The 24,651-nt window shown below is 71.2% G+C and carries 4 protein-coding genes (1 of these 4 only partly in view); all 4 read left to right on the top strand.

The annotated features are described in order from the left end of the window. Tightly spaced (each overlapping or abutting the next), the 4 genes in view from WMF20_RS24400 to WMF20_RS24385 form a layout consistent with a single transcriptional unit that may run on beyond the window. A protein-coding gene (locus WMF20_RS24400; protein ID WP_437617003.1) for an amino acid adenylation domain-containing protein crosses the window boundary here: on the top strand, positions 1-5,481 show its end. Its footprint begins 7,641 nt before the window's first position; only the last 5,481 of its 13,122 coding nucleotides appear in the window; the start codon falls outside the window, past its left edge; it ends in the stop codon at positions 5,479-5,481. Continuing rightward, entirely contained in the window at positions 5,478-22,550 is a 17,073-nt protein-coding gene (locus WMF20_RS24395) for a non-ribosomal peptide synthase/polyketide synthase (RefSeq protein WP_437617002.1), read from the top strand. Before WMF20_RS24400 ends, WMF20_RS24395 begins: the two co-directional genes overlap by 4 nt. Continuing rightward, the gene (locus WMF20_RS24390) at positions 22,547-23,500 is read left to right on the top strand and encodes a fatty acid desaturase family protein (protein WP_437617001.1); all 954 of its coding nucleotides are present in this window, start codon (positions 22,547-22,549) and stop codon (positions 23,498-23,500) included. Before WMF20_RS24395 ends, WMF20_RS24390 begins: the two co-directional genes overlap by 4 nt. Then, positions 23,497-24,651, top strand: a complete 1,155-nt coding sequence (locus tag WMF20_RS24385) for a methyltransferase (RefSeq protein WP_437616999.1) — start codon at positions 23,497-23,499, stop codon at positions 24,649-24,651. Before WMF20_RS24390 ends, WMF20_RS24385 begins: the two co-directional genes overlap by 4 nt.

Raw genomic sequence — 24,651 nt, 5'->3', positions numbered from 1 at the left:
GCCGACCGGGTGATGGGGATGTTCATCAACACGCTGCCGATGCGGATCCGCGTCGACGAGCGCGGCGTCGAAGACAGCCTCCGACGCACCCACGACCTCGTGGTCGAGCTGCTGCGCTACGAGCACACGCCGCTCGGGCTCGCGCAGCGCGAGAGCCGCGTGCCGGCGCAGACTCCGCTCTTCTCCGCCCTGCTCAACTACCGGCAAGGCGCCCTCGTCGTGCAGGAAGAGCTCGACGACGCGAGCGCGCCTCCGGATCCCGGTCGCGACGACGCGATCGATTTTCTCGGTGGCAACGAGCGCACCAACTACCCGCTGGTGCTGTCGATCGACGACCTGGGTGACGACTTCTCGGTCACCGCACAGGTGAGCAGCGACATCGGACCTGCGCGCGTGTGGGACTTCATGCACGAGGCCCTCGCGGGCCTGGTCCGCGCGCTGGACGAGGATCCACGGGCGCCCACGTGCGGCATCGACGTGCTGCCCGCGGCGGAGCGCAAGCGCGTGGTCGCGGAGTGGAACGACACGGCGCGGGCCTACGCGCTCGAGTCCTGCGTGCTCGCGCTGTTCGAGGCGCAGGTCGCGCGCTCTCCGGCGGCGATCGCCGTGGCGCAGGGCGACGAGGCGGTCTCGTATGCAGCGCTCGACGCGCGGGCCGACCGGCTGGCCTGGCACCTGCGGCGACTGGGCGTGCATTCCGGGGCCCGAGTCGCGCTGTGCTTCGAACGCAGCCCCGCGCTGATCACGGCGATGCTGGCCACGGCCAAGGCCGGCGGCGCCTACGTGCCGCTCGATCCTGCGTATCCCGCCGAGCGGCTCGAAACCTTGCTGCGGAGCTCGGCTCCGGCCGCCGTGCTGACCGACGCCCATGCCCGGCTCGCGATTGGCGCGACCGCACAGCGCGCAGGCGTGCGGGTGCTCGATCTCGACCGCGATGTCGAGCTCGACGCAAGCGCGCGGCGGGGACACGACAGGGACGACACCGCTGCCGCGCCGCCGACGTCGAGCGACCTCGCCTATGTCATCTACACCTCGGGATCGACCGGCGAACCCAAGGGGGTGATGGTCGAGCACCGCAGCCTGACCAACCTGGTCGCCTGGCATATCGAGGCGTTCGGGCTTGCGCCGGGCCATCGCAGCTCGAGCACGGCAGGCGTTGGCTTCGACGCGATGACCTGGGAGATCTGGCCACCGCTGTGCAGTGGCGGCACCTTGCTGCTGCCGCCACGGGACGTGGAGGGCGATCCGGAACGGCTACTCGATTGGTGGCGCGCCCAGGCTCTGGACGTGAGCTTCCTGGTCACGCCGCTCGCGGAGCTGGCCCACGCCGGCGGAGCGGGCAACCCGCGCCTGCAAACGTTGCTGATCGGCGGCGATCGGCTGCGCCGCTGGCCGCAGGGTCTGCCGTCCGGTCAGTCCCTGATCAACAACTACGGGCCGACGGAGAGCTGCGTGGTCGCGACCTCCGGTCGGCTGCACGAAGGCGACTCCGTCCTGCACATCGGCCGACCGATCGCGAACGTGCGTGTGTACGTCGTGGATGCGTCGTTTCGGCCATCGCCGGTTGGGGTGATCGGTGAGATCGTGATTGGCGGGGCGGGGGTGGGGCGGGGCTACCTGGGGGAGCCTGGTCTGACGGCGGAGCGGTTCGTGGAGGATCCGTTCGTGTCCGGAGGACGAGTGTACCGGACAGGGGACCTCGGTCGCTGGCGTGCGGACGGGACGATCGAGTACGTGGGCCGCAACGACTTTCAGGTGAAGCTTCGAGGCTACCGTATCGAGCTTGGGGAGATCGAGGCGCGGCTCGGGGAGGTGAGGGGAGTCGAAGAGGTGGTGGTGGTGGCGCGTCGCGAGGGCGGGGACGCGAGCGATGCGCGGTTGGTGGCGTATTACACGGGCGAGGGGAACCTGGGGGAAGCGCTGCGCGCCCACGCGTCGCGGACCCTTCCGTCGTACATGGTGCCGACGGCGTACGTGGCGCTCGAGGCGCTGCCGCTGACGGCGCACGGCAAGCTCGACCGCGGTGCGCTGCCTGCGCCCGAGGCGTCGGAGGCAAGGGCAGGCGAAGCGCCGCGGAATCAGATTGAAGAGATCCTTGCCGGGCTGTGGAGCGAGCTTTTGGGGCGCGGGCAGGTGAGCCGGAGCGACCACTTCTTCGAGCTTGGTGGGCACTCGTTGCTGGCGATGCAGCTTGTGTCGCGGGTGCGTCGGTTGCTGGGGGTCGAGCTTGCGTTGTCTGAGCTGTTCGCGCACCCCGAGCTGCACCGGTTGGCGGCGCGTGTGAGGGTGGCGGAGCGCACGGAGCTGCCGGAGATTGCGGTGGGTGAGCGGCGCGGACCGGAGCCGGTGTCGCTGACGCAGCAGCGGCTATGGTTTTTGACGCGGCTGGAGGGCGCGAGCGCGGCGTATCACATCCGGGGTGCGTTTTTGCTGCGCGGCGTGCTGGACCGGGGCGCGCTGGTGGGCGCGCTGAGGCGAATCGTGGAGCGTCACGAGTCGCTGCGCACGCGCTTCGGGGTGCAGGACGGCGTGCCGGTGCAGGAGGTGCAGGCGACGGCAGCGCTTCAGCTGCGCGAGGAGGATGTGCGGGGCTCGGCCGATGCGGCGGCTGCGGCGCGCGCGCTGGGTGATGCGCATGCGGCCAGGGCGTTCGAGCTGAGCGAGGACCTGCCGCTGCGCGTGCTGGTCGTGCGCACGGGCGAAGACGAGCACGTGCTCGAGGTGGTGATGCACCACATCGCGTCGGACGGCTGGTCGGTGGGCGTGTTTTTGCGCGAGCTGAGCGCGCTGTACGCGGCGTATGCGTCGGGTCGAGCGGATCCGCTGCCGGCGCCGACGGTGCAGTACGCGGACTGGGCAGCGTGGCAGCGGAGCACGCTGGCGAGCGGGCAGCTTGCGCGGCAGAGCGAGTTCTGGCGGAGCAACCTTCGCGGTGCGCCGAGCCTGTTGAGCTTGCCGTGGGACCGACCGCGCCCTGCGCAGCAGGACCCTGCAGGCGCGAGCATCGATGTCGAGGTGGGTGCGGAGCTGACGCGCGGGCTGCGTGCGCTGAGCCGTCGTCACGGGGTGACGATGTACATGACGCTGCTTGCGAGCTGGGGGGCGGTGCTCTCTCGGTTGAGCGGGCAGGAAGAGGTGGTGATCGGAAGTCCCGTGGCGGGGCGGGGGCGGGCGGAGATCGAGTCGTTGATCGGGTTCTTCGTGAACACGCTGGCGCTGCGCATCGACCTGCAGGGAGAGCCGACGGTGGGCGAGGTGCTGGCGCGTACGCGAGCGCAGGTGCTGGCGGCGCAGGAGCACCAGGACCTGCCGTTCGATCAGGTGGTGGAGGTGGTGGCGCCGCCGCGCAGCCTGTCGCACACGCCGCTGTACCAGGTGATGCTCGACTGGCACAGCACGCGGGATGCGCCGCTGACGCTGCCAGGCTTGCGCGTGACGACGCTCCCGACGGAGCTGGACACGGCGCAATGCGACCTGACGCTGGCGCTGCAGGAGCGTGAGGAGGGGCTCGTCGGGAGCCTGAACTACGCGACGGCGCTGTTCGAGCGCGAGACGGTGGAGCGCTACCGTGGCTACTGGCTGCGTGTGCTGGAGGGCATGGTGGCCGACGATCGGCAGCCGATCGGCGCGATCGCTGTGCTGTCGCCGGCGGAGTGGCAGCGCGTGGTGGTCGAGTGGAACGACACGGGGCGTGCGCTGCCGCTCGAGCGGTGCGTGCACGAGCTGTTCGAGGCGCAGGTGGCGCGGGCCCCTGAGGCGGTGGCGGTCGACGACGGGACGGAGCGTGTGAGCTACGGCGAGCTGAACCGGCGAGCCAACCGGCTGGCGCGACACCTGCGCTATTTGGGCGTCACGGCGGACGCGCGGGTGGGCGTGTGCGCCGAGCGCGGCGCGCCGGTGCTTGTCGCGCTGCTCGCGACGCTGAAGGCGGGCGGAGCGTACGTGCCGCTCGATCCTGCCTACCCCGGCGAGAGGTTGGCCCACATCATCGAGGACAGCGCGCCCGTCGCGGTGCTGACGGCGGGGGGCGCAGGGCGCGACGTGGCGCGCCGTCACGTGCCCGGGACGATCGCGGTATTCGATGTGGAGCTGGACGCGGGCCAGTGGTCCTCGCGCAGCGATGACGACCTCGACGCGCGGGCGCTGGGTGTTGGCGCGGAGCACCTGGCGTACGTGATCTACACGTCGGGCTCGAGCGGTCAGCCCAAGGGCGTGATGATCGAGCACCGCAACCTCGTGAACTACACGCTTGCGGCGATCGAGTGGTTCGGGCTGGGACCTGCGGACACGGTGCTGCAGCAGAATTCGCTGAACTTCGACCTTTCGCTGGAGGAGATCATGCCAGCGCTGCTGGCGGGAGCGCGGCTGTTGCCGAGGTCGCGCCCGTTCGGGGCCGGGGACGAAGGCGAGCGCGCGAGCGTGGTGCACCTGACCGCGGCGCACTGGCACAGCCTGGTCGGCGAGTGGAGCCGTCCGGGGGCGGGCGCGCCGCCGCTGGACGGTGTGCGCCTGGTGAACGTGACGGGCGATGCGCTGTCGCCGCACGCGCTGGCGCGCTGGGAGGCGCTGGGCGCGGAGACGCGGCTGATCAACACGTACGGGCCGACGGAGGTCACGGTGTCGTGCAGCGCGGCCTACGTTCGCCACGAGGCAGGCGCGGCGCGCGTGAGCATCGGCAAGCCGTTCGCGAACACGCGGATGTACGTCCTGGACCGCCGCGGCGAGCCGGTGCCGGTGGGCGTGGTGGGGGAGCTGTTCATCGCGGGCGCGCAGGTGGGGCGGGGCTATCTGCACCAGCCGCAGCGCAGCGCCGAACGGTTCGTGGAGGACCGCTTCCATCCCGGCCAGCGCATGTACCGCAGCGGCGACCTGGCGCGCTGGCGGCCTGACGGGGAGCTCGAGTTCATCGGGCGCGATGACGGGCAGGTGAAGGTGCGCGGCTTCCGCGTGGAGCTCGGCGAGGTCGAGAGCGCGCTCGCGCAGCTGCCCGGGCTCGACGAGGTGGCGGTGCTCGTGCGCGAGGACGTCTCCGGCGACAAGCGCCTGGTTGCGTACTACACCGGTGCGGCCGCGCTCGACGACGAAGCGCTGCGACGTCACGCCGCCGAGAAGCTGCCGGCGTACATGCTGCCGGTGGCGTACGTGCGGCTCGCTGCGCTGCCCCTCACGCCCAATGGCAAGCTCGATCGCAAGGCTCTGCCCGCGCTGGACGACTCGGCCGCGTCGAGCCAGCCGTTCGAAGCGCCGTGCGGCGAGGTCGAGGAGCGGCTGGCCCGGATATGGTCCGAGCTCCTCGATCTGCCGCGCGTCGGGCGCCATGACGACTTCTTCGCGCTCGGCGGCCACTCGCTCCTAGCCGTCCGCCTCATCGAGCGGATGCGCCACGAGGACCTCCACGCCGATGTCGCCTCCATCTTTACCGCCGTCAGCCTTGCCGAGCTGGCGAGAGCCACCACGCGCCTGAAGGAGATTCTGCTGTGACGACTCTGAACCAGCTCTTGACCATGCTCGAGACCAAGGGCCTCTCGCTGACGCTCGTCGGCGACGGGCTATCGTTGCGAGGCAACGAGTCGGCGCTCGCCGATCGCGAGCTCGTCGCATCGGTGCGCCAGCACAAGCAGGCCCTGGTCGAGCTCCTCCGAGCCGGTCACACGATTGGCGCCGGCGCGCGCGCCGCCGTGCCACCCAACCTGATTCCCGACGCCGCCGCGCGGATCACCCCCGAGATGCTCACGCTGGTGAGCCTGGACCAGGCTGCGATTGACGTGATCGTCTCGCGCGTGCCCGGTGGCGCACCCAACGTGCAGGACATCTACCCGCTCACGCCCCTCCAGGAGGGCATGCTGTTCCACCACCTGTGGAGCGCCGATGGCGACGCCTACACCGAGGGCTACGTCATGGCCTTCCCGTCGCGGGCGCGCATGGATCGCTTCACCGACGCGCTCGAGCAGGTGGTCGCGCGCCACGACGTCCTCCGCACCAGCATCGCGTGGGATGGGCTCGAGTCGCCAGTCCAGGTGGTGCAGCGGCGCGCTGCGCTCCCCGTCGAGATCCTCGATGTCGACCCGGCCTGCAGCGACGTCGCCCGGGAGCTCGAGCTGCGCTGCGGCGCCCAGCATCTCCGGCTGGACCTCGGACGCGCGCCGCTGCTGCGCTGCTACGCCGCGCACGATGTGTCCACGGGCCGCTGGCTGCTGAGCGTCGTCTTCCATCACATTGCGATCGACCACCTCGCGCTGGAGCTGCTCGTCGCGGAGACCTGGGCCATCGAGCAGGGCCGCGGCGCCGAGCTGCCGGCGCCGGCGCCGTTCCGTGCGTTCGTCGCGGAAGCTCGGCTCGGCGTGAGCGAGCAGGAGCATGCGGCGTTCTTCACGAAGCTGCTCGGCGACATCGACGAGACCACCGCACCGTTCGGCCTGCTCGACGAGAAAGGCGACGGCAGCGCCGTGGCGGAGGCGACCGTCCAGCTGCCGCGCGCGCTGGCCAGCGCGATTCGCGCGTCGGCGCGCCGTCTCGGCGTGAGCCCGGCGAGCCTCGTCCACCTGGCCTGGGCCCTGGTCGCGGCGCGGACGACCGGCCGCAAGGACGTGGTGTTCGGCACCGTGCTGTTCGGTCGCATGCAGGCGGGCGTCGACGCAGGCCGCATGCTCGGCCTGCTCATGAACACGCTGCCGGTGCGGGTCAGCGTCGGCGACGAGGATGTCGTGCAGGCGGCGAAGACCGTCCATGCCCTGCTGGTGGACCTCATGCGCCACGAGCACGCGCCGCTGTCGCTCGCGATGCGCGCGAGCGGGGTCGCGGCGCCGGCGCCCCTGTTCACGTCGCTGCTCAACTATCGCTACAACGTCGAGGCCAAGAACAGCGGCGGCCGCAGCGACGGCGTCGAGGTCCTCGCCAGCCACGAGCGCACCAACTACCCGTTGACGCTGTCGGTCGACGACCTGGGCCACGACTTCGCGCTGACCGCGCTGGTCAGCAAGCGCGTTCTGCCCGAACGGGTGTGCGCGTTCATGCAGACCGCGCTGGAGCGCCTGGTGGACGCCCTCGAACACCGTACGCCGCTCCGCCTCGTCGACGTGCTGCCGGAGGCGGAGCGCCGGGACGTGGTGGAGAGGTGGAACCAGACGCGAGCGTCGGCGAGCCGAGGGTGCGTGCACGAGCAGTTCGAGGCGCATGCGCGGCGAAACCCCGAGGCGATCGCGCTGGTGCACGGAGCGGAGCGCGTGAGCTACGGCGCGCTGAACGCGGCGGCGAACCGTCTGGCGCATCACCTGCGCGGGATGGGGGTGGGGCCGGAGCAGCGGGTGGCGATCTGCCTCGAGCGCGGGGTGGCGCTGGTGACCGCGATCCTTGCGGTCCTCAAGGCGGGCGGCGCCTACGTGCCGCTCGATCCGGCATACGCCTCGGAGCGGCTGGTGGCGACGCTGACCAACAGCGACCCTTCGGTGGTGCTGGTGGACGCGACGGGGCGCGTGGCGCTGGGTGAGCCAGTGTCGCGGTCGGCGCGGTGGGTCGATGTCGAGCGAGACGCGGCGCAGTGGGCGGAGGCGGACGAGCGCGATCCTGGGGTGGAAGTCTTGCCGAGCCACCTGGCGTACGTGATCTACACGTCGGGTTCGACGGGGCGGCCCAAGGGGGTGATGGTCGAGCACGCGCAGGTGTCGCGGTTGTTCGCGAGCACCGAGGCGTGGTTCGGGTTCGACGAGCGAGACGTGTGGAGCCTGTTCCACTCGATCGGGTTCGACTTTTCGGTGTGGGAGCTGTGGGGCGCGCTTTCGTACGGCGGGCGGCTGGTGATCGTGCCGCTGACGACCGCGCGCTCGCCGGTCGAGTTTTATGAATTGTTGTGCGCCGAAGGGGTGACGGTGCTGAACCAGACGCCGAGCGCGTTCCAGCAGCTGATGGCGGCGCAGGCGCAGACGACGATGGGGCACCAGCTGCGCTGGGTGATCTTCGGAGGGGAGGCGCTGGAGCTGCGGACGCTCAAGCCCTGGTACGAGCGCAACGACGAGCAAGCGACGAGGCTCGTGAACATGTACGGCATCACCGAGACGACGGTGCACGTGACCTACCGTGCGCTGGCGGCTCGGGACGCGGAGCGGCCAGGGCCGAGCCCGATCGGGGTGAAGCTGCCCGACCTGCGGCTGTACGTGCTGGACGAGCAGAGGCAGCCGGTGGCGGTGGGGGTGACGGGCGAGCTGTACGTCGGAGGCGCGGGGGTGGCGCGCGGCTACCTCGGGCAGCCGGAGCTCACGGCGGAGCGCTTCGTCGACGACCCGTTCACGGGAACGGGGCGTCTGTACCGGACGGGCGATCTGGGTCGGTGGCTGCCCGACGGGAGCATCGAATACCTGGGACGCAACGACTTCCAGGTGAAGATTCGCGGCTTCCGGATCGAGCTTGGGGAGATCGAGGCGCGGCTAGCGGGTGCGCCGGGCGTCGCGGAGGTGGTGGTCGCCGCGCAGCCGGTGGGCGAGAGCGCGCCGGGAGAGCGGCGGCTGGTGGCGTACTACACGGGCGAGCGCGCGCCGGATGCGCGCACGCTGCGTGAGCACGCCGCACGGGGCCTACCCGAATACATGCTGCCAGCCGCCTACGTGCGGCTCCCAGCGCTGCCGCTCACCCCCAACGGCAAGCTCGACCGCAAGGCGCTGCCGGCGCCAGACGTCGAGGACTTCGGGCGTCAGGGCTACGAGCAGCCGACGGGGCGCATCGAGCAGGCGCTCGCCGGGATCTGGGCCGAGCTGCTGCAGGTCGAGCGCGTGGGCCGGCGCGACAGCTTCTTCGCGCTCGGCGGTCACTCGCTCGCGGCAGTGCGGCTGGTCTCTCGCGTCCGCAAGGTCTTGGGTGTCGAGCTCGCGCTGAGCGACGTGTTCTTGCGCCCGGAGCTCGCCGCGCTCGCCGAGGCCGTCAGCCGCGCCGCGCGCGCGGCCCAGCACGCGATCCCCGTCGCGCAGCGCAGCGGGCCGCAGCCGCTGTCGCTGGCCCAGCGGCGACTCTGGTTCTTGAGCCAGATGCGCGGCGCGAGCGAGGCCTATCACATCAGCGGCGTGGTCGGGCTCCGCGGTGTGCTCGCCCGCGACGTCCTCCGCCGCGCGCTCCAGCGCATCGTCGAGCGCCACGAGGCCCTGCGCACCTGCTTCCAGGAGCTCGACGGCGAGCCGGTGCAAATCGTCCAGGACGCCGGGCTGGTCCTCGACGAGCAAGACCTCCGCGGCGAAAGGGACCCCGAGGCCGCCACACGCCGGTTGATCGAGTCGAACACGGCCCGCGCGTTCGATCTCACCCGCGAAATCCCGCTGCGTGTGCTGCTCGTGCAGCGAGCCGAGCACGAGCACGTGTTGCACGTGGTCATGCATCACATCGCCTCCGACGGCTGGTCGATCGGCGTGTTCGTGGACGAGCTGACCCGGCTCTATCGCGCGTTCCTCGCCGGGCAACCCGACCCGCTGCCTCCGCTCGCGATCCAGTACGCCGACTACGCGGCCTGGCAGCGACGCTGGCTCGGCCACGGCGAGCTCGAGGCGCATGCAGCGTACTGGCGCGAGAGTCTGCAGGGCGCGCCGGCCCTCCTGGAGCTGCCCATCGACCGGCAGCGCCCCGCGCGGCAGGATCACGCAGGCGCCGCGGTCGACCTCGCGCTCGACGCCGCGCTGACGGCGCGGATCCAGGCGGCGGCGCAGCACCACGGCGTGACGCCCTACGTGCTGCTGCTCTCCAGCTGGGCGGCGCTGATGGGCCGGCTGTCCGGCCAGACCGACGTCGTGATCGGCAGCCCGGTCGCGGGCCGCAATCGGACCGAGGTCGAGCCTCTGATCGGCTTCTTCGTCAACACCCTTCCCCTGCACATCGACCTGAACGGCGAACCCACGGTACGGGAGCTCGTGGCGCGCACCCGCGATCGGGTGCTGGCTGGGCAGGCTCACCAGGACCTGCCTTTCGACCAGATCGTCGAGGCCGTGAACCCGCCGCGCAGCCTCGCGCACCCGCCGCTCTTTCAGGTGATGTTCGCCTGGCAGAACACCGCCGACGCGACGCTCGAGATGCCGGACCTCGAGCTCTCGGAGCTGCGCGTGGCGCAGCCGACCGCTCAGCTGGACTTGACGCTGACGCTGCACGAAGGCCCCGCGGGCATCACCGGTGATCTGAGCTATGCGACGGCGCTCTTCGATCACGAGACCGCAGAGCGCATCCGCGGCCAGTGGCTCACGCTGCTCGAGGCCATGCTCGCCGATGAAGAGCAGCCGGTCAGCACACTGCCGCTCCTGTCCGAGCGCGAGCGCCACGCGCTGCTCGTCGACTGGAACACGATGGCCGAGGTGCCGGCGCTGGACTGTCTCCACGAGCGATTCGAGGCGCAGGTCCGGCAGAGGCCCGACGCCATCGCCCTGGCGCACGGCCCGGCGCGGCTCACCTATCGCGCGCTGAACGAACGCGCGAACCGGCTCGCCCATCACCTGCGGGCGCTGGGGATCGGGGCGGACCGCCTGGTCGCGATCTGCGTCGATCGCGGCCTCGACATGGTCACCGCCCTCCTCGCCACGCTCAAGGCCGGCGGCGCCTACGTGCCGCTCGATCCGGCGTACGCGTCCGAGCGGCTCGGCGCCACGCTGGCCGACTGCGCGCCAGCCGTGCTGCTGGTCGACGCGGTGGGGCGCGAGGCGCTGGGGGCGTTCACGCCGGGCCCCACGCACGTGATCGACCTCGACCGTGACGCCGCGGCCTGGGCTGATGCGCCCGACAGTGACCTCGAGCCTGGCTCCACCGGCGTGGCGCCGAACCACCTCGCGTACGTCATCTACACGTCGGGATCGACCGGAAGGCCCAAGGGCGTCATGGTCGAGCACGCCCATGTCGTGCGTCTGTTCGACGCCACCGAGGCGTGGTTTCACTTCGATGATCACGACGTGTGGACGCTGTTCCACTCGTTCTCGTTCGACTTCTCGGTGTGGGAGATCTGGGGTGCGCTCCTGTACGGCGGCCGGCTGGTCATCGTGCCGGCGGCGGTTGCCCGCTCGCCCCGCGACATGGTCGAGCTGATCTGCGACGAGGGCGTGACCGTGCTCAACCAGACGCCGAGCGCCTTCCAGCAGCTCATGGCGGCCGAGGCGGAGTGCGGGCGCGCGAACCGGCTACGTACCATCATCTTCGGCGGCGAGGCGCTCGAGCTGCACACGCTGCGGCCGTGGTACGCGCGCCACGAGCACGGCCCGCGGCTCGTCAACATGTACGGGATCACGGAGACCACCGTACACGTGACGTACCGCCCGCTCGAGGCCGAGGACGCGGCTCGGCCGGGACCGAGCCCGATCGGCGTGCGCATTCCCGATCTGCAGCTGCACATCCTCGACGGACATCGCCAGCCGGTGCCGGTCGGCGTGACCGGCGAGCTCTACGTCGGCGGCGCCGGCGTGGCGCGCGGCTACCTGGGCCAGCCCGAGCTCACCGCCGAGCGTTTCCTCGAAAACCCGTTCCCCGGCGGCGGCCGGCTGTACCGCACCGGCGACCTGGCGCGCCGGCTGCCCGACGGCAGCGTCGAGTACCTGGGCCGCAACGACTTCCAGGTCAAGATCCGCGGCTTCCGCGTCGAGCTCGGCGAAATCGAGGCGTGCCTGTCGCGCGTCGAGGGCGTGCGCGACGTGGTCGTCGTCGCGCGCGAGGACGAGCCGGGCGACAAGCGCCTCGTCGCGTATTTCACGGCAAGCGGCGGATCCGCGCCGGACGCCGAGCTGCTCCGGCGACGCGCCGCGCGGTCGCTGCCGCCGTACATGGTCCCGGCCGCCTATCTTCACCTGGAGGCGCTGCCGCTCACGGGCAACGGCAAGCTCGATCGCAAGGCGCTGCCGGCTCCGGAAGCGGGTTCGTACGTGCGGCGTGCGTACGAGGAGCCGCGCGGACAGATCGAGGTGTTGCTCGCGGACCTGTGGTCGGAGCTGCTCAAGGTCGAGCGCGTGGGACGCCGTGACGACTTCTTCGCGCTGGGCGGTCACTCGCTGCTCGCCGTACAGCTGGTGTCCAGGGTGCGCCGTGCGCTCGACATCGAGATCTCGCTCGCCGTCGTGTTCGAGTACCCCGAGCTCGCCCGGCTCGCGGAGCACCTGAACGAAGCGGCGACGTCGCGGTTACCCGCGTTCCTGCCGCTGACCGACGACGAGCGCCGAGAGCCCCAGCCGCTCTCGCTGGCGCAGCAGCGGCTGTGGTTCTTGACCCGGCTCGACGGCGCGAGCGACGCCTATCACATCGGCGGCGCAGTACGCCTGCGTGGCGCGCTCGATCGCGAGGTGCTGCGCCGGTCGCTGCAGCGGATCATCGAGCGCCACGAGGCGCTGCGTACCACCTTCGAGCGGATCGACGGGCAGCCGAGGCAGGTGGTGCGACGCGATGCGGTGCTCCCCTGGCAGGAGCGCGAGCTCGCCGCCGAGGCCTACCCCGACCGCGAGGCCGCGGCCCTGGCGATGTGCAGCGGGCACGAGTCCGCGGTGTTCGATCTCGAGCGCGATCTGCCGGTGCGCGCGCTGCTCGTGCGGCTGTCCGCCGACGACCACGTCCTGCATTTGGTGATGCATCACATCGCCGCCGACGGCTGGTCCATGGGGATCCTGCTCGGCGAGCTGAGCGCGCTCTATCACGCCCTGGCTCGCGGCGAGGCCGATCCGCTTCCGCCGCTGGCGATCCAGTACGTCGACCACGCAGTCTGGCAGCGTCGCTGGCTCGCCGCGGGCGAGCTCGAGGCCCAGGCCGAGTTCTGGCGCCGCAACCTGGCCGGCGCGCCGGCGCTGCTCGGGCTACCGACCGACCAGCCGCGGGTCGAGCGCAGTCACGCGGGAGCCAACGTCGATGTTCAGCTCGGCGCCGCGCTGAGCCATCAGCTGTATGCGCTGTGCCGGCGCCACGGCGTGACGCCGTACATGGCGCTGCTCGCCAGCTGGGCCGCGACGCTCGGCCGGCTCGCGAACCAAGAAGACGTGGTGATCGGCAGCCCGGTCGCCGGCCGCAGCCGGACGGAGATCGAGCCGCTGATCGGCTTCTTCGTCAACACGCTCGCCCTGCGCATCGACCTGCGCGGCGAACCGACGGTGGCCCAACTGCTCGCGCGCACCCGCGCGCAGGTCCTGGCCGCGCAGGACCACCAGGACCTGCCGTTCGACCAGGTGGTCGAGGCGGTCAAGCCGCCGCGCAGCCTCGCGCATTCGCCCCTGTTCCAGGTCATGTTCGACTACCATTCCGCGCAGCCCGGCGGGCTCGATCTACCCGGCCTGCAGCTGTCGAGCGTCGCGCGGCCAGCGGCGACGGCCCGGTTCGACCTGTCGCTGACCCTCGAGGAGGGCGACGCCGGGATCACCGGCTCTTTGGTCTACGCGACGGCGCTGTTCGAGCGCGCCACGGTGGAGCGCATCGTGGCGCACTGGACGACCTTGCTCGAGGCCATGGCGGCTGGCGACGACCGTCGTGTCGCGGAGCTTCCGGTGCTGAGCGAGGCGCAGCGCCGGCAGATCCTGGTCGAATGGAACGACACCGCCGGGGACTATCCGCGCGCGCAGTGCCTGCACGAGTTGTTCGAGGATCAAGCGCGGCGCACGCCGGACGCGACGGCGCTCGTCGCGGGCGATCAGTCGCTGAGCTTCGCCGAGCTCGACGCGCGGGCCAGCCGGCTCGCGCGATCGCTGCGCGCGCGGGGCGTCGGTCCCGACGTGCTCGTCGCGGTCTGCGCCGAGCGCGGCATCGCGATGGTGGTCGGCTTCCTCGGGGTGCTCAAGGCCGGCGGCGCGTACATCCCGGTGGATCCGCACCACCCCGCCGCGTGGCTCGCGGAGATGCTCGAGGAGGCCGCGCCGCGCGTGGTGCTGACCGAGGCGGCGTGGCAGGCGCGCTTGCCCGCCGCGCAGGCGGACGTCGTCCTGCTCGCTCCGGGCGGCGAGCCCGTCGAGGATGTCGACCGCTCGGCCGACGCTGACGAGCTCGACCCGCGCGCCCTCGGGCTGACCCCCCGGCACCTGGCGTACGTCATGTTCACGTCCGGATCGACCGGGCGGCCCAAGGGGGTCATGGTCGAGCACCGCGGGATCGTGAACTACACGGCCCACATGATCCGGCAGCAGGATCTGGCCAGCGGCGATGGCTCCCTCATCCTCACCTCGCTCAGCTTCGACCTCGCGCTCACCGGGCTCTACCCGCCGCTCTTGTGCGGCAAGACCGTGCGCCTCGGCACACCGGGCAACGACGTGGAGGCGTGGCGTCGCCAGCTCCTTTCGTGCTCCAACCTCGCGCCGCTCAAGCTGACACCGTCGCACCTGGCGCTGCTGCAGCAGGTGATCCCGGCGGAGGCGCTGGCTGGCCGGATCCGCACGCTCGTGCTGGGCGGCGAGCCGCTGCGCGGCGCAGCGCTGCGCTGGTGGCGCGAGCACGCGCCCGACATGCGAATCTTCAACAACTACGGACCGACGGAGATCTCGGTCGCCTGCACCGCCCAGGAGGTCACCGACCCGCTGCCCGCGTCGGTGCCGCTCGGACGGCCCATCACCAACGCGCGCGTCTACATCCTCGATGCCCGCGGCGAGCCCGTACCGGTCGGCGTAGCCGGCGAGCTCCACGTCGGCGGCGTGGGCGTGGCGCGCGGCTACGTCAACCGCCCGGAGCTGACCCGCGAGCGGTTCCTGCCAGATCCCTTCGCCGCCGAGCCCGACGCGCGGATGTACCGCACCGGCGACGTCGGGCGCTGGCGTCCCGACGGCACCATCGAATACCTCGGGCGCAACGATCACCAGGTCAAGATCCGCGGCTACCGCGTCGAGCTCGGCGAGATCGAGACCACGCTGCGCGCACAGGACGGCGTCGACGAGGTGGTGGTGGTTGCGCGCGAGGACGCGCCGGGCGACCTTCGCCTCGTCGCCTACCTCACGGGCGCGCCGGTGTCACCGGAGGCGCTGCGGCAGCACGCGAGCGATCGTCTGCCGTCCTACATGGTGCCGTCGGCGTTCGTGCACCTTGAGGCGCTGCCGCTCACGGCCAACGGCAAGATCGATCGCGCGGCGCTGCCGGCGCCGGACGGGCAGGCCTCGACCCGCGCCTACGAGGCGCCGCGCGGCGAGAAGGAGGAGCGGCTGGCCCGGATCTGGGCCGAGCTGCTCAAGCTCGAGCAGGTCGGGCGCAACGACAACTTCTTCGAGCTCGGCGGACACTCGCTCTTGGCCGTGAGCCTCATCGAGCGCATGCGCGCCGAGCGGCTGCACGCCGACGTGCGCGCGGTGTTCCGGGCGTCGAGCCTGGCCGAGCTCGCCCAGCGGGCCGGCACCGAGAGCCAGGAGGTCACGCTGCCGCACAACCTCGTCACCCCCGGGGCGACGCGCATCACCCCGGAGATGCTGACCCTGGTCCGCCTCGATCAGGAGGCGATCGACAGCATCGTCGCGGGCGTCGACGGCGGCGCGGCCAACGTGGCCGATATCTACCCGCTCGCGCCGCTCCAGGAGGGCATGCTGTTCCACCACCTGCTCGACGACAGCAGCGATGCGTACGTCGAATCGCACCTGCTCGCGTTCCCGACCCGAGCCGGGCTCGATCGCTTCGTCGCCGCGCTCGATCACGTGATCGCTCGCCACGACATCCTGCGCACCGGCATCGCTTGGCGCGGGCTCGATCAGCCCGTCCAGGTCGTGCGCCGGCAGGCGAAGCTGCCGGTCGAGCTCGTCGTGCTCGATCCGCGCGAGGGCGACATCGCGACCCAGCTCGCCGCGCGCTGCGATCCGCGGCGCGTGCGGCTCGACATCAGCCGGGCGCCGCTCTTGCGCTGCCACATTGCGAGCGACGAGGCGAACGGCCGCTGGGTGATGAGCGTGCTGTCGCATCACCTCGTGGTCGATCACACGACCCTCGATCTGCTCGTCCACGAGGCGAAGGCCTTCTTGCGCGGCGAGGCCGATCGCCTGCCGCCGCCGGTGCCGTTCCGCACGTTCGTGGCCCAGGCGCGCCTGGGCGTCAGCCAGGACGAGCACCGTGCGTTCTTTGCGCAGATGCTGGGCGACATCGACGAACCGACCGCGCCCTTCGGGCTCGTCGATGTGCGCGGTGATGGCCGGGGCATCGGCGAGGCGCACGAGCTCCTGCCGGCCGAGCTCGCCCTGGCCATCCGACGCGAGGCGCGGCGGCTCCGGGTCAGTCCCGCGAGCCTCATGCACCTGGCGTGGGCCATGGTGCTGGCCCGGACGACCGGCCGCGAGCAGGTGGTGTTCGGCACCGTGCTGTTCGGCCGAATGCAGGGCGGCGCCCACGCCGATCGAGGCCTGGGCCTGTTCATGAACACGCTGCCGGTGCGGCTCGGCGTCGGCGAGCGCGGCGTAGCCGAGAGCGTGACCGCGACCCACGCGCTGCTCGTCGACCTGCTCCGCCATGAGCACGCCCCACTCGTGCTGGCGCAGCGGGCGAGCGCCGTGCCGGCGGAGGCGCCGCTATTCACGTCGCTCCTCAACTATCGCTACACGATCGAGGATGCCGCGCCAGAGGCGCCGACGGCGGGCGATGCGAGCGAAGAACGCTTCGAGCTGCTGTCCGCCGAGGAGCGAACCAACTACCCGCTCGTCATGTCGGTGGATGATCTCGGCGAGGGCTTCGCGCTCACCGCTCACGTGCGCGAGCCGATCGAGCCCGCGCGCGTCTGCGCCTTCATGCGCACGGCCGTGGAGGCGGTCGTGCACGCGCTCGAGCACGGAGGCGGCGCGGCCGTGCGCGAGCTCGACGTGCTGCCGGCGGCGGAGCGCGCGCAGGTCGTCGCTGCCTGGAATGCGACGGCGCGGGACTACCGACATGATCTGTGCGTGCACGAGCTGTTCGAGGCCCAGGCGCGGCGAACGCCGGACGCGATCGCGGTGATCGCGGGCGAGTCCCGCGCGACCTACCGCGAGCTCGACGAGCGCGCGAACCGGCTCGCCCACCTGCTCCGCGTCCGCGGCGTGGGCCCGGACGGCCTGGTCGGCGTGGCTGTCGACCGCGGCATCGATCTGGTCGTGGCGGTGCTCGGAACGCTGAAGGCGGGCGGGGCCTACGTCCCGCTCGATCCGAGCTATCCGCGCGAGCGGCTCGCGACCATGCTCGCCGACGCCCGGCCGAGCCAGCTCGTCAGCCAAACCGCGATCGCGGCGAGCCTGCCGGCCACCTCCGCGGCGCTCGTGCTGCTCGACGCGCCGGGCGCGCTCGACGGGTATCCCAGCAGTCGCCCGGAGCGCGCCGAGCTGACATCGCGCCACCTCGCGTACGTCATCTACACGTCCGGATCGACCGGCCAGCCCAAGGGCGTGATGGTCGAGCACCGCAGCATCGTCAACTTCCTGACCACCATGCGGGACGCTCCCGGCATCACCGCCGAGGACGTGCTGCTCGGCGTGACCTCGCTGTCGTTCGACATCGCCGGGCTCGAGCTGTACCTGCCTCTGTCGTGCGGCGCGACCGTGGTGATCGCCACCCGCGAGCAGGCTGGTGACCCGGTGGCGCTGCACGCGCTGATCGAGGCCCACGGCGTATCGATCCTGCAAGCGACGCCCTCGACCTGGCGCATGCTCGCGCAGCACAGCTGGCCTGCGCGGTGCCGCTCGCTCAAGGTGTTGTGCGGCGGTGAGGCGTTGCCGCCGAGCCTGGCCGCGGAGCTCCTCGGTGGCGTGCCAGAGCTGTGGAACCTGTACGGCCCGACCGAGACGACCATCTGGTCGACCCTGAGCCGCCTCACCGAGCCGGTTCCGCACATTGGCCGACCGATCGCCAACACACAGGTCTACGTGCTCGACGCGCAGCGCCGCCCCGTGCCCATCGGCGTACCCGGTGAGCTGTATATCGGCGGCGATGGCGTGGCGCGCGGCTACCTCCATCGCGAGGGGCTGACCGCAGAGCGCTTCGTGTCCGATCCGTTCACGCCGGATGGACGCCTGTACCGCACTGGCGATCTCGTCCGCTGGCTCCCCGACGGCAACCTCGAGTACCTCGGGCGCAACGATTTCCAGGTCAAGCTGCGCGGCTTCCGCATCGAGCTCGGCGAGATCGAGGCGCGGCTGGCCGAGGTCGACGATGTCCGTGAGGTCGTCGTGGTGGCGCGCGAGGACGTACCGGGCGACGCGCGCCTGGTCGCCTATTACACGGCGCAGGCCTCCCGCACCGACGCGCTCCGGCAGCATGCCGCCGCGAGCCTCCCTACCTACATGATGCCGGCGGCCTTCGTGCACCTTTCGGCGATGCCGCTCACCGCGAACGGCAAAGTCGATCGCAAGGCGCTGCCCGCCCCGGAGACCAGCTCGCCGGTGCGGCGTCACGACGAGGCGCCGCGCGGCCAGATCGAGCAGATGCTCGCGGGGCTCTGGGCCGATCTGCTCCAGGTGCCGGACGTGACCCGCCACGACAACTTCTTCGAGCTCGGCGGCCACTCCCTGCTCGCCGTGCAGATGGTGTCACGGCTTCGCCGGATGCTCGACATCGAGGTCCCGCTCGCCCACGTCTTCGAGCACCCGCGACTGAGCGCGCTGGCCGAGCGGCTGAGCGACGCTGCCCGCTCGCAGGTCGACGCGATCACGCCGATCGAGCGTGGCAGACCGCTGCCGCTCTCGCTGGCGCAGAAGCGCCTGTGGATCCTCGACCGGCTGTCCGAAGGCCGCCAGGCGCACCACCTCCAGGGCGGCATCCGGCTGCGCGGTCCGCTCGATCGCGAGGCGCTCGCCTGGGCGCTTGCGCGGATCGTCAAGCGTCACGAGGCGCTGCGCACCTGCTTCCGCGTCGTCGACGGGGAGCCCATGCAGATAGTGCGGCCCGAGGCCGAGGCCGAGCTGGTCGTGGTTGCGCGCGATCTACGCGGGCGGCGTGACCTCGACGCCACGACGCTGCAGCTCGCGAGCGCGCACACCGCGGCGCGGTTCGACCTCGAGCGCGATCTGCCGGTGCGGGCGATGCTCATGCGCGTTGCTGACGACGAGCACGTGCTGCACATCGTGACGCACCACATCGTGTCGGATGGTTGGTCGATGGGCGTGCTGCTCGACGAGCTCAGCGCCCTGTACAACGCGCACCGCAAGGGTGCGCCCGACCCCATGCCCGCCCTTTCGGTCCAGTACGCCGACTACGCCGCCTGGCAGCGCCGTTGGCTGGAGCGCGGCGAGCTGGAAAACCAGGTCGAGTTCTGGCGCCGCAACCTCGCCGGCGCGCCGACGCTGCTCGCGCTGCCGACCGATCGACCTCGCCCGGCCCAGCAGGACCACGGTGGCGACACCGTTGCCGTGCGGCTGCCCGTCGAGCTCGCCGATCAGCTTCGGGCGCTCGGCCGGCGCCACGGCGTGACCCTGTACATGACCATCCTGGCGAGCTGGGCCGTGACGCTGGGGCGGCTCGCCGGTCAAGACGACGTGGTGATCGGCACCCCGGTCGCGGGCCGGACCCGGGCCGAGATCGAGCCGCTGATCGGCTTCTTCGTCAACACCCTGGCGATGCGCATCGACCTCGCCGGCGATCCGACGCTCGCCCAGCTGCTCGCGCGGACGCGGGCCCAGGTGCTTGCGACCCAGCGTCACCAGGATCTGTCGTTCGATCAAGTCGTCGAGGTGGTGAAGCCACCGCGCAGCCTCTCGCACTCGCCGATCTTCCAGGTCCTGTTCGCATGGCAGAACGCGCCCGCTGGCGCGCTTGCGCTCGACGGCCTCGATCTGGCGAGCTTCGAGGTGCCACAGTCGTCGTCGCAGTTCGACCTGCGCCTTTCGCTCTACGAGACCGAGTCCGGGATCGAGGGAACGCTGAGCTATGCGACCGCCTTGTTCGAGCGCGCCACGGCGGAGCGCTTCGCCGCGATGCTCGAGCGGTCGCTGCGCGCGGCGGTGGCCAGCGGCGCCGACACACGGCCCATCGCGCGACTGTCGCTGCTCGACGCGGCGGAGCGCGCGCAGGTGGTCACGACCTGGAACGCGACCCGCGCTCCGTACCCGCATGACCGCTGCTTCCACGAGCTGTTCGAGGACCAGGTGGCCCGCACGCCGAACGCGGCGGCGCTGGTCTGGGATTCCGGGCAGCTCTCGTACAAAGAGCTCGACGAGCGCGCCAATCGACTCGCCCGCTACCTGCGCCGCCGCGGCGTGCGAGCCGAGTCGCGCGTGGCGGTCTGCATCGACCGCAGCCCCGACGTGATCGTCGCGCTGCTGGCGACGCTCAAGGCCGGCGGTGCCTACGTGCCGCTCGATCCGTCGTACCCGCCCGACCGGCTGGCATACATGCTGGCCGACAGCGCACCCAGGATCGTGCTGGTCGACGCCATCGGCAAAGCCGCCGTCGGACCACGGGCGGTGATCGACCTGTCGCGCGGCGACGCCGCATGGGCCAGCGAGCCGGCCGGCCCGCTCGACCGGGCCGAGGTCGGGATCGGATCGAGGAGCCTCGCCTACCTCATCTACACCTCCGGTTCCACCGGCCAGCCCAAGGGCGTGCTGAACGAGCACCGCGGGCTTTGCAATCTGGTGACCGCCCAGAGCGCGATCTTCGGCGTCGACGAGATGAGCCGCGTGCTGCAATTCGCGGCATTCAGCTTCGACGCCAGCGTGTCGGAGGTCGGCATGGCGCTGGTCCGCGGCGCGAGCCTGCACGTGGTATCGCGCGACGAGCTCATGCCCGGCCCGGCGCTGTCGAGGACGCTCGCGCGCCACGGGATCACCCACGTCACGCTGCCGCCGTCCGCGCTCGCGCAGTGCGACCCCAAGCAGTTCACGGCGACCACGCTGATCGTCGCGGGCGAGGCGATCGCGTTGCGCGAGGCGCAGCGCTGGTCGGCGCAGGTCAGGCTCTTCAACGCGTACGGCCCGACCGAGGCGGCGGTATGCGCGACGATCCACCGCTGCTCGCGCGTCGATGGCGCGACCGTGCCGATTGGACGGCCCATCCCCAACGCGCGGATCTACCTCCTCGACCGCTATCGCGAGCCAGTGCCGGTTGGCGTGATCGGCGAGATCTACATCGGTGGTGACGGCGTCGGGCGCGGCTACCTGAATCGCCCGGAGCTCACCCAGGAGCGCTTCCTCGACGATCCGTTCAGCGACTGCGCCGACGACCGCATGTACCGTACCGGCGACCTCGGGCGCTGGCTGCCCGACGGCAGCGTCGAGTTCCTCGGGCGCAACGATCACCAGGTGAAGATCCGCGGCTTCCGTATCGAACCTGGTGAGGTCGAGGCCGTGCTGGCCGAGGTGGAGGGCGTCGGGGAGGTGCTCGTGCTGGCACGCGAGGATCAGCCCGGCGACCTCCGGCTGGTCGCCTACTACACAGCGGAGCAGCCGGTGCCTGTCGGCACGCTGCGCAGGCGCCTCGCCGACTTTTTGCCGGAGTACATGATCCCCTCGGCCTACGTGCACCTCGCCGCGTTTCCGCTGAGCGCGAACGGCAAGGTGGATCGCAAGGCGCTGCCGGTCCCGGAAGTCGAGGCCTACGTCAGCCGCGCCTACCTACCGCCCCAAGGCGAGATCGAGCAGAGCGTGGCGGCGCTGTGGGCCGAGCTGCTGAACGTCGACCGGATCGGACGTCACGACAGCTTCTTCGACCTCGGGGGCCACTCGCTGCTCGCGGTGCAGATGCTGGCCCGGCTGCGCGAGCTCGTCGATGCGGAGGTCGCGCTGCGCGAGCTGTTCGCCGCGCCCACGCTGCTCGAGCTCTGCGCCGTGGCCGCGCGCCGGACGCCGCTGCATCTACGCTCGAACCTCACGCCATTCCGCCGCGCCGGCACCAAACGACCGGTGTTCTTCATCCACCCCGGCCCGGGCGAGATCGGCTACGTCACCGCGCTCCTTCCGGGCATCGACCCAGAGGTGCCAGTCTATGGCCTGTCGGCCATCGGCTACCTCTCCGGCGAGACGCCGCTCGAGACGATCGAGGCCATGGCGGCCGCGTACGTCAGCGCCATCCGCGAGGTTCAGGCCCACGGGCCCTATCGCATCGTCGGCTGGTGCTTGGGCGGTAACGTCGGCTACGAGATGGCGCACCAGCTGCTCTCGGCTGGCGAGCGCGTCGAGTTCCTCGCCTTCCTCGATGCTCCCAGCAGCGGGCCGATCGACCCGTCGTGGCTGGCCACCGTGCTCAATCGGCTCCCCGACGACATCCCGGACGACCTGCGCGCCAAGCTCGGCGAGCTCGACCGCGCGGGCGATGTGCGCGGCATGCTGCTGACCGCCCAGGCAACCGGTTTCTTGCCCGTCAACCTGCCGATCGACGTCATCGAGCGCTACGTGACCGTCGCGCATGCCGTCAAGCACGCCAAGCTGCGCTACGTCCCGCCGCCGCTCCCGATCACGATCACGCACTATCTCGCCGCGGAGCGTGATCCGGTGTGGACGATGGATGGGTGGGAGAAGGTGGCCCAGCGCGTGGTCTACGAGGAGGTCGGCGGCGACCACATGACGATGGTGCAGCCACCGCACGCCCGCGCCCTGGCCCGACGCATCTCCGAGGACATGGCGCGTGCCAGCGCGGAGCACCTCGCCGTCGAAGCTCGGCCCTTGCGCGCCGAAAAACAATCACGAGCCCATGCGGGCCCAAACATCTCTGAATGATGGAAGCAAGCCTTGACCGCAACCGCATGATCTCGCGGCAACGCCTGGCCGAGCTGTCTCGGCTCGACACCGCCCGGGTCCTCCGCGCGGTCGCGCTCGACTACGCGGTGATCGTGGCGGCGGTCGTGATCAGCGAACGGTTCTGGTCGCCGCCGCTCTACTTGGCGGCGGTGATCACCATCGCCGCGCGTCAGGTCGGGATGTTCTCGGTTGCGCTCCACGACGGCGCGCATGGCCTGCTCACGCGCGATCGGGCTCGCAATGACCGCCTCGCGCGGCGCTTGCTCGTGCCGAGCATCGTCTTCGACTTGTTCGAGTACCGTCCGATGCACTTCGACCATCACCGTCACGTCAACGCCCCGGCCGACCCCGATCTAGACGAGTTCTTGAGCTGGTACGCCGTGCCACCGTGGCGTCGGGCGCTCCAGCTCGCGAGTGCGCTGGTCGGCCTACGCCTGCTCGTGCCGCTGTGCCGGCTGGTGATCCGTGGCAACTGGCGGCAGCGCGTGCTCGCGATCGCGATCCCGGGCGCGCTGGTCGCCGGGGTGGTCCTGCCGGTGTGGCCGCTGCGAATCGTGGCGCTCTACTGGATGGTGCCGCTCGCGACCTGGGGAATGTTCATCAACCTGCTGCGCGCGGTCGCCGAGCACTACCCGCCGGGCACGGCGAACCGGCCGTCGGACACGCCGCTGGTGCTGCTCACCCGCGATGTCGTGCCCTCGCTGTTCGACAGCGCCTTCGTGGTCACGCGCAACGCCGGCTACCACCTATCACACCATCTATTTCCCAGTGTTCCCTTCTTCCGACTCCCCGAGCTGCACCGCGAGCTCGCCCGGAGCGAGCCGTTCCAGCGCCACGCGCATGTCACTCGCGGCTACCATCGAGCCCTGCTGGAAGTGGTGTTCGACCGCGCCCCGGCTGCGGTGTTCCAGAGAGGTGCAGCGCCATGATCCCGCTCGCGATCGGCTCGTTCGTCACCCTGCTCGCGCTCGGGTTGTTCCGGCTGACCCGACAGTGGCTCGCCGAGCGCCGGCGGAGGCAGCGCATCAAGCGCGAGTTCTGGGCGCGGCAGAGCCGTGACGCCGTCACGCGGTTGGTGTCGGACGCCGCGCCGGCGATCCCCGCACCGCTCGAGGTGCTGCAACAGCACGCCGCAGTGAGCAGCACGGTGCAGGCGATCGTCGTCGCCCGCGAGCTCGGCATGCTGCGCTTTATCGACGACCGTCCGGGAACGACCGCTGACGAGCTGGCGGCCCACTTCGGCTTTGTGGAGCGCCCGGTGCGCGCGTGGGTCGAGCTCCTGGCTGCCGCGGGAGTCCTCGAGGGCCGCGACCATGGTCTGGCGCTCACCGAGGCCGCGCGGTTCTACCTCTATCCCGATAGCCCGTTCTTCGACAGCTCGCTGCCCGCCGCGTCGATCAGCCGCTCGCTCCTCCACACGCTGCGCTCGGGCAGCGCCGGCGGCTCCAAGGCGAAGTGGTCGGAAGGCAGCGCGCACCACGCCGCGCTGTGGGGACCGGCCATGCACCGCTTCTCGTTTCCGCTCGGCTTCGCGCTCGATGCCTCGGGTCTGCTCGCGGGCCGGCGTGCGATCCTCGATGTCGCCGGCGGCATCGGCTCGATGTGCGTCGCGCTCGCGCTCCGCGACCTCAGCCGGCAGCTCACGCTGCTCGAGCTGCCGGGGAGCGTGGACCTGGCGCGACAGCTGACCGACCGCTACGGCGTGGCCGATCGCGTGCGCTGCGTCGGCGGCGACATGTTCCAGGTCGCGTGGCCCGGCGGCTTCGACGCCGTCCTGTTCACCAACATCTTCCACGACTGGAACGACGAGCGCTGTCTCGAGCTGGCGCGGCGCGCCTACGCCAGCCTGAAGCCGGGTGGTCTTGTGCTCGTGCAAGAGGCGCTGCTCGACGAGGATAGGCCCGGGCCGCTGTGGACCGCCCACTTCTCGCTCATGATGGCGCTCGACATGGAGGCGCGTCAGTTTCGCCCCTCGCAGCTGCGCGACCTGCTTGCCGAGGCCGGCTTCGTCGATCTCCGCGTCATGCCGCTGCTCGGATACAACAGCTCGGTGGTCGGTGCCCGGCCAGTCACCGGCTGA

Origin of the sequence: Sorangium sp. So ce834 (genome assembly GCF_051521425.1) — a bacterium.
In the GTDB taxonomy this organism is placed as follows: Bacteria; Myxococcota_A; Polyangia; order Polyangiales; family Polyangiaceae; genus Sorangium; species Sorangium cellulosum_D.
Note: the sequence above shows the minus strand (reverse complement) of the source record. Positions and strands in the feature narration are given on the sequence as shown.

Excerpts from the sequence above, each read along its gene's own strand:
- WMF20_RS24390 (WP_437617001.1), top strand. The coding sequence starts at position 22,547 with ATGATGGAAGCAAGCCTTGACCGCAACCGCATGATCTCGCGGCAACGC.
- WMF20_RS24385 (WP_437616999.1), top strand. The coding sequence starts at position 23,497 with ATGATCCCGCTCGCGATCGGCTCGTTCGTCACCCTGCTCGCGCTCGGG.